This window comes from Amycolatopsis sp. NPDC059021 (assembly GCF_042739895.1).
GTDB lineage: Bacteria > Actinomycetota > Actinomycetes > Mycobacteriales > Pseudonocardiaceae > Amycolatopsis.
On record NZ_JBHYIQ010000090.1, the window covers coordinates 1 to 16,063 of the forward strand.

Here is a 16,063-nt window from a genome sequence, read left to right on the forward strand (position 1 = left end):
GCGCTCAACGCGGTGAAGGAGGCCTTCACGGAACAGCAGGAGTGCCGCCGGGCCGCACCGGCAGGCCCGCCGCGCGCCACGCGCGGAAGCCGCCGACGAGGTCCGTCGCGCGCGAAAGCCCGAGCCGGTGCAGGTCCGCGGCGGCCAGGCTGGAGGCGTAGCCCTCGTTGCACACCACGATCACCGGCAGATCGGCGCGGACCTCGGGCAGCCGCCACTCGCTCGCCGGGTCGAGCCGCCATTCCAGATGGATGCGCTCGACGATGACCGAGTCCGGGATCTCACCCTCCGCAAGGCGATTCGCGTGCGGGCGGATGTCGACGATCAGCGCGCCCTCGGCCTGGAGCTTCTGGGCCCGCTCCGGCTCCACACGATCCAGGACCGATCGCGCGGAGGCCAGGAGATCGTCGATACCCGTCACGGGCGCACCAGCGCCGGAAGTGGCGGGATCTCGCTCGGGACGTCGGCCAGCGTGGTGTATTCGCGCGTCGGCACCAGCGGCGGCGAGTAGGCGTGGACGCTGGCGGCCGGAGCGTCGCCGATGCCGGTGACCTGATGGGCCCGTCCGGCGCCGAAGCCGATGCCCTCGCCCGCGGTGTGCGTGCGGCGGCGGATCGGGCCGCCGGGGTAGCGGTACTCCTCGCCGAGTTCGCCCTGCAGCACGGTGAACGAGCCGGACGCGCCGCCGTGGTCGTGCGGCTGGGTGTGCTGGCCGGGCAGCCACGACAGCAGCCACAGCTCGACGCCGTCGGTCAGCGCGAGCCGCGCCCACCAGCGCTGCTCCTCGTCGAACCGCAGCAGCGAGCGCAGGCCCGCGGTCAGCTCGGTGGTCACGGTGGTGGTCAGGTCCGCCAGCTCGCGCGGCGTCCACAGCAGCCGCTTTGGGTGCAGCAGCTCGGGCAGCAGCGGATCGGTCAGCCGGGGGTGGATCTCGACGTCGGGACGGACGATGGAGGTGGTCAACGTGGGCTCCTCGGAAATAGCTGCGGGCGGGCGTACGCGCGCGGCACGCGACCACTCGGCGGGCGGGAACCCGCGTCGAGGGGATGAGCTCAGGCGTGCCGCGAGGCGGTACACCCGCAGGAGGCGACCAGGAGCAGGTCGATGGTCCGGCGGCGCCAGAACGCACCCCGGGTCACCGGGGCGGAAGGCGCGGTCGCGGACATGACCCGATCATGCCACAGCGCGTGCGGGGGACGCGGGACGTCCCAGTCGCTGGACGTCTCGACCAGGCATGGAGCGATCCACGACCCGGGCGGGTGCGGGCGCGCGCGCGAGGGCGGCCACAATGGGCGCGTGAGTGAGCCGATCCAGCCCAGCGACCTTGACGATCTCGTGGTGAGGATGGCCGGCGTCGGCGTTCGCCGAGGCGGCAACGACCTCCTCGCCGGCCTCGACTGGAATGTCGAACTGGACGAGCGGTGGGTGGTGCTCGGCCCGAACGGCGCCGGCAAGACGACCCTGCTCAGGCTGGCCGCGGCCGAGCTGCATCCCACCTCCGGCACGGTCGATCTGCTCGGCGACCGGATCGGCAAGGTCAACATCTTCGACCTGCGCCCGCGCATCGGCTTCACCTCCGCCGCGATCGCCCAGCGCGTGCCCGGCGACGAGAAGGTGCTCGACGTCGTCGTCAGCGCCGGGTACGCCGTCGTCGGCCGCTGGCGTGAGGCATACGACACACTCGACACCGCCCGTGCCCAGGAGCTGCTGAACGTGCTCGGCATCGGGAACCTCGCGGAGCGCACCTTCGGCACGCTGTCCGAGGGCGAGCGCAAGCGGGCGCTGATCGCGCGTTCGCTGATGACCGACCCGGAGATGCTGCTGCTCGACGAGCCCGCCGCCGGGCTCGACCTCGGCGGCCGCGAGGACCTGGTCGCGCGGCTCTCGGCGCTGGCGCTGGATCCGGAGGCCCCGGCGATCGTGCTGGTCACCCACCACGTCGAGGAGATCCCGCCCGGCTTCACCCACGCGCTGCTCCTGCGCGACGGCCGGGCCGTCGTCTCCGGGCTCGTGGACGACGTCGTGACCAGCGAAAACCTGTCGAAGACGTTCGACCAGGACCTGATTCTCCAGCGTTCGGGTGATCGGTTCTTCGCCCGGCGCCGCTAGGGTTGGCTTTACCGGTCGGTAGCCTGCTGGCAGATCGTCAACGAGGAGGATGTGGCGTGGGAGAGTTCGTAACCCTGGAGGTCGAGGGCGGAGTCGGCACGATCCGGCTGAACCGGCCGCCGGTCAATGCCCTGAATGCCCAGCTGACCGGCGAGCTCGCCGACGCCGCGCGTGAGGCGACCGACCGCGACGACGTCCGCGCGGTGATCCTCTACGGCGGCGAGAAGACCTTCGCCGGTGGCGCGGACATCAAGGAGATGGCCACGCGGACCTACCCGGAGATCGCGAAGTTCGGCACCGCGCTGACCAACTCGCTCGCGCTCATCGCCTCGATCCCGAAGCCGGTCGTCGCCGCCATCACCGGCTACGCGCTCGGCGGCGGTCTCGAACTCGCCCTCACCGCGGACTGGCGCGTCGCGGGCGACAACGTCAAGGTCGGCCAGCCGGAGATCCAGCTCGGCGTCATCCCCGGGGCCGGGGGCACGCAGCGCCTCGCGCGGCTCATCGGCCCGAGCAAGACCAAGGACCTGGTGTTCACCGGCCGGTTCGTGAAGGCCGACGAGGCGTTGTCGCTGGGCATCCTCGACAAGGTCGTCGCGCCGGACGACGTCTACACCGAGGCGCACAAGTGGGCGGCCCAGTTCGCGAATGGCCCGGCCGTGGCGTTGCGCGCCGCGAAGGCCGCGATCGACGGCGGTCTCGACACCGACCTCGGCAACGCGCTCAAGCTCGAATCGAACCTGTTCGCAGCGCTCTGGGCGACCGAGGACCAGAAGAACGGCATGCGGTCGTTCATCGAGAACGGCCCCGGCAAGGCCACCTTCGAAGGGAAGTAGTGCCTTGACCGACACCGCCGACAAGGCCGTCAGCGACCCGGCACCGAACCCGCACGCCAGCGCCGAGGAGGTCCAGGCGGCCTACGCCGACCCCAAGCTGGCGAACGTGCTCTACCACGACTGGGAAGCCGGGACCTACGACGAGAAGTGGTCCATCTCCTACGACGAGCGCTGCATTTCCTACGCCACCGACGTGTTCAACGCCGTCGCGGGCGAGGACGGCCAGCCGTATCCGACGGCGATGGAACTGGGCAGCGGCACCGGGTTCTTCCTGCTGAACCTGATGCAGGGCGGCGTGATCAAGAAGGGCTCGGTCACCGACCTCTCGCCCGGCATGGTGCAGGTCGCGCTGCGCAACGCCGAGAACCTGGGCCTCGACGTCGACGGCCGCGTCGCCGACGCCGAGCGCATCCCCTACGACGACAACACGTTCGACCTGGTCGTCGGGCACGCGGTGCTGCACCACATCCCGGACGTCCGCGCGGCGTTCGCCGAGGTGCTGCGGGTGCTCAAGCCGGGCGGTCGGTTCGTGTTCGCGGGCGAGCCGACGAAGGTCGGCGACTTCTACGCCCGCAAGCTCGGGCAGGTCACCTGGTTCCTCACCACGAACCTCACCAAACTGCCCGCGTTGTCCGGCTGGCGGCGGCCACAGTCCGAATTGGACGAATCGTCGCGGGCGGCGGCCCTGGAGGCCGTGGTCGACATCCACACCTTCGACCCGTCGGAGCTGGAGTCGATGGCTCGCGGTGCGGGCGCGCAGGACGTCCGCGCGGTCACCGAGGAGTTCGCCGCCGCGCTGACCGGCTGGCCGATCCGGACCTTCGAGGCCGCTGTGCCGCAGGAGAAACTGACGCTGCGCTGGCGCCTGTTCGCCTACCGGCTTTGGCTGCGGCTGTCCGCTTTGGACAAGAAGCTGCTCTCGAAGGTGCTGCCGCGTGAGCTGTTCTACAACGTGATGATCACCGGGACCAAGCGTCCTTCGTAGTAGATGGCCTATGGATTCACTCTCGACGACGTCGCCTTCCTGCGCTCCAGCGCGGGAAGCGCGGCGCTCGCCGAGTGCGCGGCGCTGCCGCTGACGGATTCCTCGCGGCTGGCCGACGTCGCGTTCGTGCGCAGGGCGGTGGGGGAGCAGTACGCCGGTGCCGTACTGGAAACCTTGGTGCTGCGCCGGAAATCTTTATCCAAAGTGGATTCCGCTGCTTCGTGGCTGTTCACTTCGGACGCACTCCAGCAGGCGAGCGCTACCGCCGTGGCGCGGCATCGGGCGTCCCGGTTGGACGGTCGTGACGTCCACGACGTGACGTGCTCGGTGGGTGCCGACCTGATCGAGATCGCACGGGTCGCCCGGTGTGCGCTGGGGTCCGATGTGGACCCTGTGCGGCTGGCGATGGCCCGGCACAACGCGCGATCCGCCGGGGTTACGCCGGGCTTGGTGATAGCCGACGCGTTGTGCCCGGTCAGCCGCGACACGGTGGTGGTCGCCGATCCGGCACGACGCGATTCGGCCGGACGCCGGTCGTGGAAACCGGCGGACTTCCTGCCTCCGCTGGACGATCTCGTCGCGGCGTATCCCGGTCGGCCGCTGTCCGTGAAATGCGCGCCCGGCCTCGACTTCGCGATCGCGCCCTGGGCTTCGGAGATCGAACTGGTCTCTTTGGACGGTCAGGTCCGTGAGGCCTGCTTGTGGCGTGGGTTCGGCGAAGGCGTCTCCCGCCGGGCGACGGTGCTGCGCTCGGACGGGACACAGTGGACGGTCACCGACGCCGAACCGGACGAACTGCCTCAACGGGAGCCGGGGGAGTGGATCGTCGATCCCGACGGCGCGGTGGTGCGTGCCGGACTGGTACGACACTACGCGGCCCGGCACGGACTCTGGCAGCTGGACGAGCGGATCGCCTACCTCACCGGCGACACCCCGCCGTCCGGCGTACGTGCGTTCCGGGTGCTGGAACACGGGCCGTACCAGGAGAAAGCACTGCGGACCGTCCTCAAGCGACACGACGTCGGCAGGCTGGAAATCCTCGTGCGCGGTCTCGACGTCGATCCGGACGCCTTGCGTCGCAGGCTGAAACCCCGTGGCGCGGCCGAGGCTTCGGTGGTGCTCACCCGGATCGGCCGGTCCCCGGTCGCCTTTCTGTGCCGCGCCGAGCGGATTCCGTAGTACGTTCTCCCGGTCAGCGTCACACCGAGGGCGTCTCACTGGGAGGAAAGCCGTGTTCAGAAGCCGTATGACCGGTCTCGTCAAGCTCGCCGCCGCGGCGGCCGTCGGAGCCACGATCGCCGGCGGAGCCTCCGCGCTCGCCGGGCAGGACGACGCGAGCGCCGCCCGTGCCAAGGAACCCGCCAACATCGGGCAGGTCAAGAACGACGTCAAGGCGTACTACGGCGATTACCTGGACGCCGCGGGCAAGCATCACTACTCCGACACCAGCCGCTTCGTCTCCGACACGAAGCGCGTCGTCGAGAACGCCAAGCGCTATCTGTCGCGGCGGCTGGCCGACCAGGTGAAGAATCCGGCGATCGTGTTCGACGTCGACGACACCGCCGAGATCACCTACGGCTGGGAGGCCGACAACGACTTCGGCTTCGACCCGGTCAAACAGCAGCAAGCGATCGACAACGGGACGTTCGGCCCGAACAAGCCGGTCCTGGAGCTGGCGAACTGGGCGGCCCAGCGCGGCGTCAAGATCTACTTCCTGACCGGGCGCAACGAGTTCCAGGGCCCGCAGTCGCTCAAGAACCTGGCGAACGAGGGCTATCCGGCCCCGGCCGGCGCGTTCTTCAAGCCGAAGAAGACGGCGCCGGACTACCTGCCGTGTGGCCTGAACTGCAACACGGTGCAGTACAAGTCCGGGACCCGCGCGCACATCGCGGCCACCGGGGCGAACATCGTGCTGAACTTCGGCGACCAGTTCAGCGACCTCGAGGGCGGGTACGCCGAACGGCCGGTCAAGCTGCCCAACCCGATGTACTACCTGCCCTGAGCCGGGCCGCCGGGGAATAACCGGCCGGGCCCGGGCGCTGCCAGTGGGTATGGCGGACAAAGAGGTACGGATTCCCGGGCCCGACCACCCGATCACGGTCGAGCCGAACCCCGGCCGGGTCGTCGTCACCGCGGGCGGGCACGTGGTCGCCGACAGCGGCAACGCGCTGACGCTGCGTGAGTCGACGTACCCCGCTGTGCACTACATTCCGCGCGAGGACGTCGATTTCGGCGTTCTGGAGCGGACCGAGCACACGACGTACTGCCCTTACAAGGGCGACGCCGCGTACTACAGCTTCTCGGCCGACGGCGAGTCGGTGGAGAACGGCGTCTGGACGTACGAGGCGCCGTACGACGCCGTGGCCCCGATTAAGGACCACGTCGCCTTCTACGCCACCAAGTTCACCATCGCCGAACACGCCTGAGGTCGGCTCGCGTCCCTGGACAGTCGGCTGACGTACCCAGACAGTCGGTTCACCAACCGACTCTCCAGGTACGCCGGCCGACCGTCTGGGTACGCGAGTTCGCCGTCAGCCGTGGTAGGCGGCGAAGATCTTGGCGAACTCGTAGGGTGACTGCGGGACGTTGGTGCAGCGGTAGAGCGCGCCGGTGCAGGCGTTGGCGTCGCGACCCTGCTCCCAGAACGACAGCATGCCCAGGTGGACGCTCTGTGCGAAGGACACCAGCGCCTGCGCGTCCTTCTGGTAGAAGATCTCGTTCCGCGAGTCGTTGACGCCGAGCATCGGGGTCACGCCGATCTTCTGCCACGCCGCCGCGTCCGGCAGGCCGAGCACCGACTTGACCTGCGCCTGCGTGGCCTTCGCCGCCGAGATCGCCTTCGCGCCCTGGTCGCCGGGGCCCTGGTAGTAGTCCATCGCCATGACGTTGACCATGTCCAGGTCGACCCCGGCGTTCTTGGCCGCGGCGACCACGTTGACGCCGTCGGTGGTGAGACCGCTCGGCAGCACGGGCAGTGTCAGCGAGATCCTGAGCCCGGGGTTGTTCTGCTGCACGATCTTCAACGCCTGGGAGCGACGCTGTACCGACGCCGGGTCGGCCACCGCCGCGCCCTCGATGTCCATGTCGATGTACTTGGCGTTGTAGGCCTTCACCACCGCGTCGTACTCGGTGGCCAAAGTGGACACATCGCCGCACGCCTGCGCGAGTTCGATGCCGGACGCGCCGCCGAAGGCGATCTTCACGTCGCCGCCCGCGGCCCGGATCTTGCCGATCTCGTCGGCCTGCCATTTCGTGCGCGGGTCGTAGGCGGCGAACCAGCTCGCCTTGCAGCCGTACGACGTGACGAAGCCCAGGGTGAAGCTCTTGACGCCGCTCGCGGCGGACATCCCGGACATGCTGGGCGTCGGCCACGCGCCCATGTCGATGTAGGGGGCGACCGGCAGGTTCGCGGCGGGTGCCGCGGTCGCGGGAGTGGCGACGGCGCCGAGCGCGAGCGCTCCGGCGAGGGCTGCCAGCAGGGATCGAGGGGACAGACGCATCGGGGACCTCCACAGCGGTGTGGGGAAACGCTTCCAATTGGTATAGACCAATAAGTGAAGAACTGCCATAGGCCATTCGGATGCAGTCAGCCGGTCACGGAAAATCTGGAGCATCGAGGACGGAACCTGGCCGCTGTCGCGCGGTGATTTGTGACCGATTGTCCGGCGGCCGACGAAAGTCGTTGGTACCTTGCGGGAACCGGCCGGGAACGGGGGAAGTCCCAGCCGGGAACCACGACTGAGGGAGCAGCATGAGGACTTCGCTGAGGAACGCCGTCGTCGCCGCGATGAGCGGGGCGGTCGTGCTCGCCACGGCCACGGCCGCGGTGGCGACCCCGGCAGCGGACGCGCCGGCGGAAGCCATCACGTGCGACAGCAAGGCCAGCGGCAAGGACGGGCCGTTCTACAACGGGCCGTCGGCGTCCTACGCCTACGACAAGCGGTTCGGCCTCGGGCCGTCCGTGCCGGGGCTGGACACGCACACCCCGCAGGGGATCGCGGCCTGGAACAACTGGGACGGCGCGAACGATCTGCTGCTCGTGTCGTCCTATCAGGACGGTAAGGACGCGCATCTCATCGGGATCGACCCGAAGAGCGGCAAGCACATCGGCACGGTCGCCATCGCCGAATCGCACGTCGGCGGGATCGCCGTGGTCCGCGACTGGGCGTTCGTGCAGGGCGCGGGCAGCACGATCCGCAAGTACAAGCTGTCCGAGCTGAAGACCGCGATGAAGGCGGGCGGCGTCCCGTATCTGAAGCAGGACGGCGAGGCCCGCAAGGTCTACGCCGCGTCGTTCATCTCCAGCTACGGTAACGACCTGTACGCGGGCAAGTTCAACGACAAGGGCCGGGACAAGATGTACCGGTACACCGTCAACGCGGATGGTTCGCTGACCACGCAGGACGGCGCGTACGAGGTGCCGATGAAGACCCAGGGCCTCATGGTGACCAAGGATCACTTCGTCTACAGCACCTCGTACGGCAACGACAACCGCAGCAATCTCTACGTGGTGAACGCCGGTGCCCGCGACCTCGACAAGGGCTCGCCGCGCTGCTTCCGCTCGCCGAGCATGTCCGAGGGCATCGCCGCGTACGGCGGTTACGCCTACGTGGTCTACGAATCCGGCTCCGCGAAGTACATGAAGGAACATCCGCGGAACGTGATCCAGAACCTGCACAAGGGCAAGATCTCGACGCTCTGACTAGTTCGCGGCAGGGGTGCGCACGCGCTTGCGGCCCTTGCCGCGTTCGGTCAGCCAGAACTCCGCGATCAGCAGCGGGAGCGTCCAGCCGATCCAGGTCGTGATCCCGGCGATGCTGAAGCCCAAAGCCGCTTCGCTCCCGCCGAACGTCGTCTCCAACTGGGGTGCGAGCACCATGCCCCAGATCACGGCCCAGATCCGGTTCGTGATGATCGACATCGTCAGCGCGAAGCTGCGGATCATCCAGCGCCGGTGATCGCCGAAGCGCCGGGCGCGGGCCGCGCGGTAACCCTGGAACGTGAAGAACAGCCACAGCAGGGCGAAGATCACGTTGCTGACCGCGGCCACCGGGCCGATCGGCATCGCGCTCGCGATGACCACCGCCGCGATGCCGGCCGGGAGCACGCCGCCGAAGACGTAGATCCGGCCGATCCGGCGGTGTGCCACGGGATGCCGCTGCCGCAGCCACGGCCAGATCTGCAGGGCGCACGTCACCATCGCGATCGACGCGAACCCGATGTGCGTCACCAGCATCGGGTAGTACCAGCCGACCCCCGGCGGCGGTGGCACCCGCGACTTCGTCACGTCGAGGCCGAGGTAGGGCGGCAGCGAATAGACGAGGAAGACGGCCACGACGAAGCCGAGCGGCGCGACCCAAGGTCGTTTCCACCACGGTTTCGCCTGCTTCGGGCGGGCGGCCGGTTCCTGGGTGATGGTCATCTGATCCCCCTGTTCTTTCCGCGTGCGATACGCCGTACGCGCTGTTCGGCCAAGGTAGCTTCGACGCTGGAAAGGCAACAAGTGGTCAGGGGAAATCTCGGGGCGTACCCTGAAACCGTACTAGTGAAGACGGGTACTGCCGAGCGGCATCCGTACTAGTGCACTAGTACAGTTCGGGAGGCAAGGATGACGGCGCCGTATCAGCGGATCGTGGCGGACGTCCAGCGGCGGATCACCGACGGCGAACTGCGGGCGGGGGAGCGGGTGCCCTCGACACGGGCATTGGTGCGTGACTGGGGTGTCGCGATGGCCACGGCGTCGAAGGCGCTTTCCGTGCTGCGTCAGGAAGGCTGGATCCGGACGGTGCCGGGCAGCGGCTCGGTGGTGAACGAGCGGCGGGGAACCGCACCCGCGCGGGACGAGCCGGCGAGCCTGGCGTTGAGCCGGGAGCGGCTGGTGGCGGCGGCGATCCGGCTGGCCGACACCGAGGGCAGGGCGGCGCTGTCGATGCGCAGGCTCGCCGCGGAACTCGGCGTCGGCCCGATGTCGCTGTACCGGTATGTGCCGGACAAGGAGGAACTGCTGCGGCTGATGGCCGACGCCTCGTTCGGTGCCGAGGAACTGCCGGAGCCGGGGCCGCGGCAGTGGCGTACCCGGCTGGAATTCGGTGCGCGGGTGCAGTGGCGGGCCTACCGGCGGCATCCGTGGCTCGCGCCGGTCCTGCTCAACTCGCTCGTGCGGCCGCCGGTGATCCCCAGTGCGCTGAAGCACGTCGACTGGTCGCTGCGCGCGCTGGCCGACACCGCGCTGGACCGCCGGATGCGGCTGCACGTCATCGTCACGCTGAACGGCTACATCGGCGGGATCGCGGCGACCAACACGTACGAAGTCGAGTTCGAACAGGACACCGGGATCAGCGGCGCCCAGCGACTCGCGGCGGACATGACGCTGCTGGAGGAGTTGCTGGCCTCCGGCCACTACCCGACGCTGGCCACCGAGATGGTGGACGTCGAACTGGACAGCCTCGACGAGATCTTCGAATTCGGCCTCCGCCTCCAGCTCGACGGCCTCGCCCGCCTCCTCCGAGTCCCACACTCACGCGCCTGAGTCCCACACTCACGCGCCTGAGTCCCACACTCACGCGCCTGAGTCCCACGTTCAGGAGCCCGAGTTCCACACTCGCGGGCGGGCCGGACTCCCCGCGAACGGAGAACTCGGGCACGGGAACGTGGAACTCGATGTCGTGAGTGTGGGACTCGCGGCGGGTCAGGCGGGGGCCCAGGTGGCGAGGGCCAGGGGGAGGGTGGGGTCGGTGCCGGGGGTGGTGCTGAGCCAGGCGGTGTGACCGTCGGGGCGGAGGAGGGCGGCGCGGAGGTCGGGCTGGGACGGGCAGGCCGCGGTTATCGTGTCCACTGTGGACGTGTAGGGGGCGAAGGCGTTGTCCGGGGTCAGGTCGAGGAGGACGGGGCGGGCGGGGTGGAGGAGTGCGGTCAGGCGGGTTTCGCCGCTGGACGTCGTGAGGGGGACGTCGGGGGCGAGGCGGCCCAGCCAGGGGTGATCGCCGGACACCACGGTCTCGTACCGCGCGTCGAGTCCCACGATGACCTCGGTGAACGCGCGGTTTCCCGCCGGGTGCCGGGCGATCCTGCTCAGGAGGTTCTTCACCGGGTCGTCGGCTTCGCTCAGCTCGCCCAGCAGCATCTGCGCGCGGGTGTTCGCGAGGATCCGCTCGCCCGCCGCGTGCCGTTCGGTGTGATAGGTGTCGAGCAGATGCGCGGGCGCGGTGCCGCGCACGGTGGCGGCGAGTTTCCAGCCGAGGTTCACCGCGTCGTCGAGCGCGACGTTGACGCCGATCGCGCCGGACGGCGGATGGATGTGCGCGGCGTCCCCGGCCAGGAGTACCCGCCCCTCCCGGTAGCGCGAGGCCAGCCGCGCGGCGTCGCCGAAGCGGGTCATCCAGCGGGGCGCCCGGAGTTCGACGTGCCTGCCGATCGCCGCGTCGACCTGGGCCTGCAGGATTTCGAGGGTGACCGGGGTGTCCTTGTCCTCCGGCGGGTTCCCGTCCCTGGTCACGATCCGCACGTATCCCGGGCGTGGGATGACGAAGACGCTCCCGCCGTCCGGCCCGTGTGTGACGCCCAGCGGCAGTTCGTCGAGATCGACCTCGACGTCGCCGAGCAACGCGTACGTCGTGGCCGCGGTGCCGGGGAAGGCGATTCCGGCCTGCTTGCGCACGACGCTCCGGCTCCCGTCGCAGCCGGCCAGGAACTTCGCGCGGATCTCCCGCTCGCCTTGTCCAGTGTGGACGGTCGCGGTGACGCCGGTGCCGTCCTGGGTGAAGACGCGGAGTTCGTGGCCGCGCAGGATCTCCGTGCCCAGCTCGACGGCGTGTTCCTCGAGGTACTCCTCGACCCGGGACTGCGGGATCCCGAGGGTGAACGGATGATCGGTGGCGGTGCCGGCCAGCAGGAGCATCGTGTCGATCCCGCCGACGGCGGCGTTCGGCACGCGATGGCCTTCGGCGATCAGGGCGTCGGCGAGCCCGCGCCGCGCCAGCAGATCGAGCGAACGGGCGTTGAGGTTGAACCCGCGGCAGTAACCCGGGCGCTCGGGATGACGTTCGACGATGGTCACGTCGATGCCGGCCAGCCGCAGTTCGATGGCGAGCATCAGCCCGGCCGGACCGGCGCCCGCGATCAGTACGTCCGTCTTAAGTGGACTCGACGACATGAGATTCCCCCTGTGTGTCAATGAGTTTCGGGCCATGGAAGCGATCCGTTGCGGATCTCGGCGATCGTCTGCCGCGTCCAGTCCAGTTCCGCCTGCCAGGCGTGCCGGAGGTATTCGGCCTCGATCATGAACAGCCGGGGCATCCCGGCGCCGGTCGTCTCGTCCAGCGCCGCGGCCATGTCCTCGATGCGTTTGGTCAGATGCCGTGCGCGTTCTTCGAGCGCGTCCGCGGCGCGTTCGGGGCCGAGCGCGCCGAGGTAGGACACCGCGGCGACGAACTTCGGGTACTCGGCGACCGGCTCGCGGATCAGTTCGTCGAGCCAGCGCACGAACTCCTCGTGCCCCAGTTCGGTGTGGGCGTAGACCGTGCGCTCCGGGCGGTTGCCCTCGCGCACGGTCTCCACCGGCTCGATCCAGCCGTGCCGGGCCAGCGATTCGACGGTGTCGTACAGCGTCCCCGTGGTGATCTTGAAACTGGTGTCCTTGTTGCGTTCCCGCAGCGTGGACGCCATTTCGTACGGGTGCATCGGTTTCTCGACGAGCAGCCCGAGCAGGGCGAGCGCCAGGGTGTTCCGGATCTTGCGCGTGGCCATGGTGAGTTAGTCGCTCCCTATTAGTCGGAAGCGACTATACACGCTTGCGGGGACGTCAGGCAGCGCTAGTTCACGTCGATGCACACGTGCGGCGTCAGCCGGAACCGCATCCGGCACACCACGGCGTCGGAATGCCGTCGCAGCGCGCGGGAGAGCACCGCGCCGCGCTGGTTCTGCAGCACCCGCTGCCACAGGTGTTCCGGCTCGACCTCGGCGATGAGCACGAACGCGTGGCAGTCACCGATGCCGCGCAGGTACTCGACCAGCGGCTCGCCGAGCCGGCGGCGCTCGTCGTAGAGCTGCACGAGCGGGACGTCCGGATGCCAGCGATCCCAGTCCTCCACGAACTTCTTCGCCGCGGCCTCCTCGCCGGGGTGGGTCACCGTGACGGCTTCGACGCGGTCGCCGAGTGACAGCGCGGCCGCGAGCGCGTCGCGGGTCAGCCGGGTCACCGAATGGACGGGCACGATCACCCTGGCGCGGTGCGGGCGGGGCGGAGCCGGTGTGCGGCCGAGTTCGAGACTTTCCCCGATACGGCGGTAGGTCCGGTGCACCCATTCCATGAGCAGGACGAGCGCGGGCAGCGCGACGACGATCAGCCAGCCGCCTTCACCGAACTTCGTGGCCGTGACGACGACCGCCGCGATCGCGGTGAGCGCCGCGCCGAACCCGTTGATGAACACCTTCCCGTGCCAGCCCTGCGGTCGTGTCCGGCGCCAGTGCCGGACCATGCCGACCTGCGACAGCGTGAACCCGACGAACACGCCGATCGCGAACAGCGGCACGAGCGTGTTCATCTGCCCTTCGGAGATGATCAGCAGCAGTGCCGCGGTGATCGCGAGGAAACCGATGCCGTAGCGATGCACCTGACGCTCGGCGCGCAACGCGAACACATGCGGCAGGTTGTTGTGCTCCGCGAGCAGTTGCGCCAGCACGGGCAGGCCGCCGAAGGAGGTGTTCGCGGCCAGCGCGAGCAGGACGACGGTGGAGAACTGGACGACGTAGAAGCCGAAACCGTTGCCCAGCGCGGCGCCGGTGACCTGCGAGAGCACGGTCACGCCGTCGACCGGCTGGATGGAGAACTTCTCGATCAGGATCGCGATGCCGATGAGCATCACCGCGAGCAGCCCGCCGAGCGCGACTTCGGCGCTCTGCGCGCGCTTCACCCTCGGCTTGCGGAACGACGGGACGGCGTTGGCGATCGCCTCGACGCCGGTCAGCGCCGAGCAGCCGTTCGCGAAAGCCTTGAGCAGCAACAGGATCCCGATCGTTTCGAGGCTCTGCGCGTGGGCGGGAGCGGCGGCGATCGCGGTGGCGGGGTCGGTGCGGATCAGGCCGACCACGACGACCACCAGGATCGCGCCGACGTAGATCGCGGTGGGCACCACGAACGCCCGCGCGCTGTTCGCGATGCCGCGCAGGTTGATCCCGGTCACCAGCGCCAGCACGCCGAGGCACAGCCAGACGGTGTAGGGCAGCAACTGCGGGAAGGCCGACGTCAGCGCCGCGACCCCGGCGGCCACCGAGACCGCGACGTTGAGGACGTAGTCGACGATCAACGACGCGGCAGCGACCAGCGAAGCCCGCCTGCCCAGATACTCCCGGCTGACGCCGTACGCGCCGCCGCCGTTCGGGAACGCCGCGATGACCTGCCGGTAGGACAGCGTCAGCACCGCCAGCAGCAGCGCGATCGCGAGCGTGACCGGGAGCGTGAAGCCGAGCCCGGTCCCGCCCGCGACGGCCAGCACGAGCACGATCGCTTCGGGTCCGTACGCCACGGATGCCATGGCGTCGAGGGAAAGCGCGGCGAGCCCGCCGATCACGGACAGGCGATGCCGGTCTTCGTTCTTGCCGCCCGTGGTGCGGGCGGGGCTGAGAGTGGTGGTCACGGCCCCAGGCTGCGGTCACGCCGTCCCCGCGCCGCCGCGTCCCTACGGCCTCTTAACGCGCTTCCCCGCGATCACCACGAGGCACTGACGCTTTGGTGACACACCTCTCCCTGGCACTGCGCACTTCCGTGAAGGCCTCCTTCACAGCGCTCAACGCTGTGAAGGAGGCCTTCACGGCCCTTTGACGGGCTCAGCGCACCGTGCGGAAGAAGGTGCGGATGTCGGACACCAGGAGGTCCGGGGCCTGCAGCGAAGCGAAGTGGCCGCCGGTGTCGTAGCGCGTCCAGTGCGTGATGGTGTTCGACAGCTCGGCGAGCCCGCGGATCGCGCCGTCGCCGAGGAAGTTCGCGACGCCGGTCGGGACCGGAGAAGGCTGCGGACGTACTCCCCAAGCCTCCTTCCCGCCTTCGAGGTACAGCCGCGCGGCCGAACCGGTGGTCTGGGTCAGCCAGAAGATCGAGACGCCGGTGAGGATCGCGTCGCGGTCGACCGGGGTTTGCTTGGTCTGCGTGGGATCCCAGTCCACGAACCATTCCAGGTTCCACGCGAGCTGGCCGGCGGGTGAGTCGTTGAGCGCGTAGGCCAGGGTCTGCGGGCGCGTCGACATCTGGGTGGCGTAGCCGGAATGCTGCATCCACAGCATGCTCTGGTGCTCGGCCAGTTCGCGCTCGGCGTCGGACAGCATCGACAGATCGTCCGGGTCCGTCGACACCGACGCGTCGGCGAGCGCGTTGACGTGCACGCCGAGGACGCGGTCGGGCGCGATCCGGCCCATCGCCGGGGACACGATGCTGCCGAAGTCGCCGCCCTGCGCGCCGAACCGTTCGTAGCCGAGGCGGGTCATCAGTTCCAGCCACGCGCGGGCGATGCGGCTGACACCCCAGCCGGTTTCCTTGGTCGGCCCGGAAAACGCGAACCCGGGCACGGAAGGCGCTACGACGTGGAAGGCGTCGGCCGGGTCGCCGCCGAATTCGCGAGGATTCGTGAGCGGCCCGAGGATGTCGAGGAAGTCGTACACGGTGCTCGGCCAGCCGTGCGTGATCAGCAGCGGCGTCGCGTCCGGTTCGGGGGAGCGGATGTGCAGGAAGTGGACGTTCTGCCCGTCGATCTCCGTGGTGAACTGCGGGACGGCGTTGAGCCGCGCTTCGTGGCGGCGCCAGTCGTAGCCGGTGCGCCAGTACTCGACGAGGTCCCGCAGGTAGTCCTCGTTGACGCCGTACGACCAGCCGACGCCGGGGATCTCACCGGGCCAGCGGGTGCGGGCGAGGCGATCGGCGAGCTCGTCGAGGTCGGCCTGCGGGACGTCGATGCGGAAGGGGTGTGGTGCGGTCATGGAGGTCACTCTGCCGGGCATATAGGCCACTTGATGGCCGCATTGAGCCGTGAGCTGAAGGGGGGGGTTGGCGCCAAGCCTGGGAGGGAAAGACCCAAAAGAGCGGGTGTATAGAGGAAAATACCCCACACCCAAGGGCGGGGGAGGGGCCGGCCGAGGCCGAGCA

16 protein-coding genes are annotated in these 16,063 nt (G+C 69.3%); 8 read left to right on the forward strand and 8 right to left on the reverse strand.

Annotated features, from left to right (window positions below; all coding sequences use genetic code 11):
• Positions 1-25: 25 nt before the first annotated feature.
• Positions 26-421 carry a rhodanese-like domain-containing protein gene (locus tag ACFWX1_RS36900; RefSeq protein ID WP_378394451.1) on the reverse strand — a complete coding sequence of 132 codons (396 nt, stop codon included), beginning with the start codon at positions 419-421 and terminating at the stop codon, positions 26-28.
• On the reverse strand, positions 418-963 hold the full coding sequence (locus ACFWX1_RS36905) for a cysteine dioxygenase (RefSeq protein ID WP_378394452.1): 546 nt from the start codon (positions 961-963) through the stop codon (positions 418-420). The genes ACFWX1_RS36900 and ACFWX1_RS36905 overlap by 4 nt, the downstream gene beginning before the upstream one ends.
• Before the next feature lie 333 nt (positions 964-1,296).
• Between ACFWX1_RS36905 and ACFWX1_RS36910 the strand changes: the two genes are divergently transcribed.
• The 6 genes from ACFWX1_RS36910 to ACFWX1_RS36935 all read left to right on the forward strand — a co-directional run bounded on the left by ACFWX1_RS36910 (position 1,297) and on the right by ACFWX1_RS36935 (position 6,356).
• Complete coding sequence (locus ACFWX1_RS36910) at positions 1,297-2,109, forward strand: ABC transporter ATP-binding protein (protein WP_378394453.1); 813 nt, start codon at positions 1,297-1,299, stop codon at positions 2,107-2,109.
• A 56-nt stretch (positions 2,110-2,165) separates the two neighbouring features.
• Complete coding sequence (locus ACFWX1_RS36915; protein ID WP_378394455.1) at positions 2,166-2,945, forward strand: enoyl-CoA hydratase/isomerase family protein; 780 nt, start codon at positions 2,166-2,168, stop codon at positions 2,943-2,945.
• A 4-nt stretch (positions 2,946-2,949) separates the two neighbouring features.
• A complete protein-coding gene (locus ACFWX1_RS36920; RefSeq protein WP_378330648.1) occupies positions 2,950-3,930 on the forward strand; it encodes a class I SAM-dependent methyltransferase in 981 nt (326 codons plus the stop codon).
• Positions 3,931-3,933: 3 nt separating this feature from the next.
• Positions 3,934-5,109 (forward strand): class I SAM-dependent methyltransferase, encoded by a 1,176-nt coding sequence (locus ACFWX1_RS36925; RefSeq protein ID WP_378394456.1) that lies wholly within the window; start codon positions 3,934-3,936, stop codon positions 5,107-5,109.
• 67 nt (positions 5,110-5,176) lie between these two features.
• Positions 5,177-5,932, forward strand: coding sequence for an HAD family acid phosphatase (locus ACFWX1_RS36930; protein WP_378394495.1), 756 nt, complete (start codon positions 5,177-5,179; stop codon positions 5,930-5,932).
• Between the two features lie 49 nt (positions 5,933-5,981).
• Positions 5,982-6,356 carry a DUF427 domain-containing protein gene (locus ACFWX1_RS36935; protein WP_378394457.1) on the forward strand — a complete coding sequence of 125 codons (375 nt, stop codon included), beginning with the start codon at positions 5,982-5,984 and terminating at the stop codon, positions 6,354-6,356.
• A gap of 105 nt (positions 6,357-6,461) precedes the next feature.
• Here the strand turns inward: ACFWX1_RS36935 and ACFWX1_RS36940 are convergent, their stop codons facing one another.
• Positions 6,462-7,430, reverse strand: coding sequence for a chitinase (locus ACFWX1_RS36940; RefSeq protein ID WP_378394458.1), 969 nt, complete (start codon positions 7,428-7,430; stop codon positions 6,462-6,464).
• Positions 7,431-7,681: 251 nt separating this feature from the next.
• Here ACFWX1_RS36940 and ACFWX1_RS36945 point away from each other — a divergent pair, with 251 nt between their 5' ends.
• The gene (locus ACFWX1_RS36945; RefSeq protein WP_378394459.1) at positions 7,682-8,632 is read left to right on the forward strand and encodes a hypothetical protein; all 951 of its coding nucleotides are present in this window, start codon (positions 7,682-7,684) and stop codon (positions 8,630-8,632) included.
• On the opposite strand, the gene ACFWX1_RS36950 is transcribed toward ACFWX1_RS36945, so the two are convergent.
• Entirely contained in the window at positions 8,633-9,352 is a 720-nt protein-coding gene (locus tag ACFWX1_RS36950; protein WP_378394461.1) for a DUF2306 domain-containing protein, read from the reverse strand.
• Positions 9,353-9,538: 186 nt separating this feature from the next.
• Between ACFWX1_RS36950 and ACFWX1_RS36955 the strand changes: the two genes are divergently transcribed.
• Complete coding sequence (locus ACFWX1_RS36955) at positions 9,539-10,459, forward strand: TetR/AcrR family transcriptional regulator C-terminal domain-containing protein (RefSeq protein WP_378394462.1); 921 nt, start codon at positions 9,539-9,541, stop codon at positions 10,457-10,459.
• Positions 10,460-10,618: 159 nt separating this feature from the next.
• On the opposite strand, the gene ACFWX1_RS36960 is transcribed toward ACFWX1_RS36955, so the two are convergent.
• From ACFWX1_RS36960 to ACFWX1_RS36975, 4 genes are all read right to left on the reverse strand, one after another.
• Positions 10,619-12,082 carry an FAD-dependent monooxygenase gene (locus tag ACFWX1_RS36960; protein ID WP_378394463.1) on the reverse strand — a complete coding sequence of 488 codons (1,464 nt, stop codon included), beginning with the start codon at positions 12,080-12,082 and terminating at the stop codon, positions 10,619-10,621.
• A 17-nt stretch (positions 12,083-12,099) separates the two neighbouring features.
• Entirely contained in the window at positions 12,100-12,675 is a 576-nt protein-coding gene (locus ACFWX1_RS36965; RefSeq protein WP_378394464.1) for a PadR family transcriptional regulator, read from the reverse strand.
• A gap of 65 nt (positions 12,676-12,740) precedes the next feature.
• Positions 12,741-14,564, reverse strand: a complete 1,824-nt coding sequence (locus ACFWX1_RS36970; RefSeq protein WP_378394465.1) for an APC family permease — start codon at positions 14,562-14,564, stop codon at positions 12,741-12,743.
• 190 nt (positions 14,565-14,754) lie between these two features.
• Positions 14,755-15,897, reverse strand: coding sequence for an epoxide hydrolase family protein (locus ACFWX1_RS36975; protein WP_378394466.1), 1,143 nt, complete (start codon positions 15,895-15,897; stop codon positions 14,755-14,757).
• Positions 15,898-16,063 lie beyond the last annotated feature (166 nt).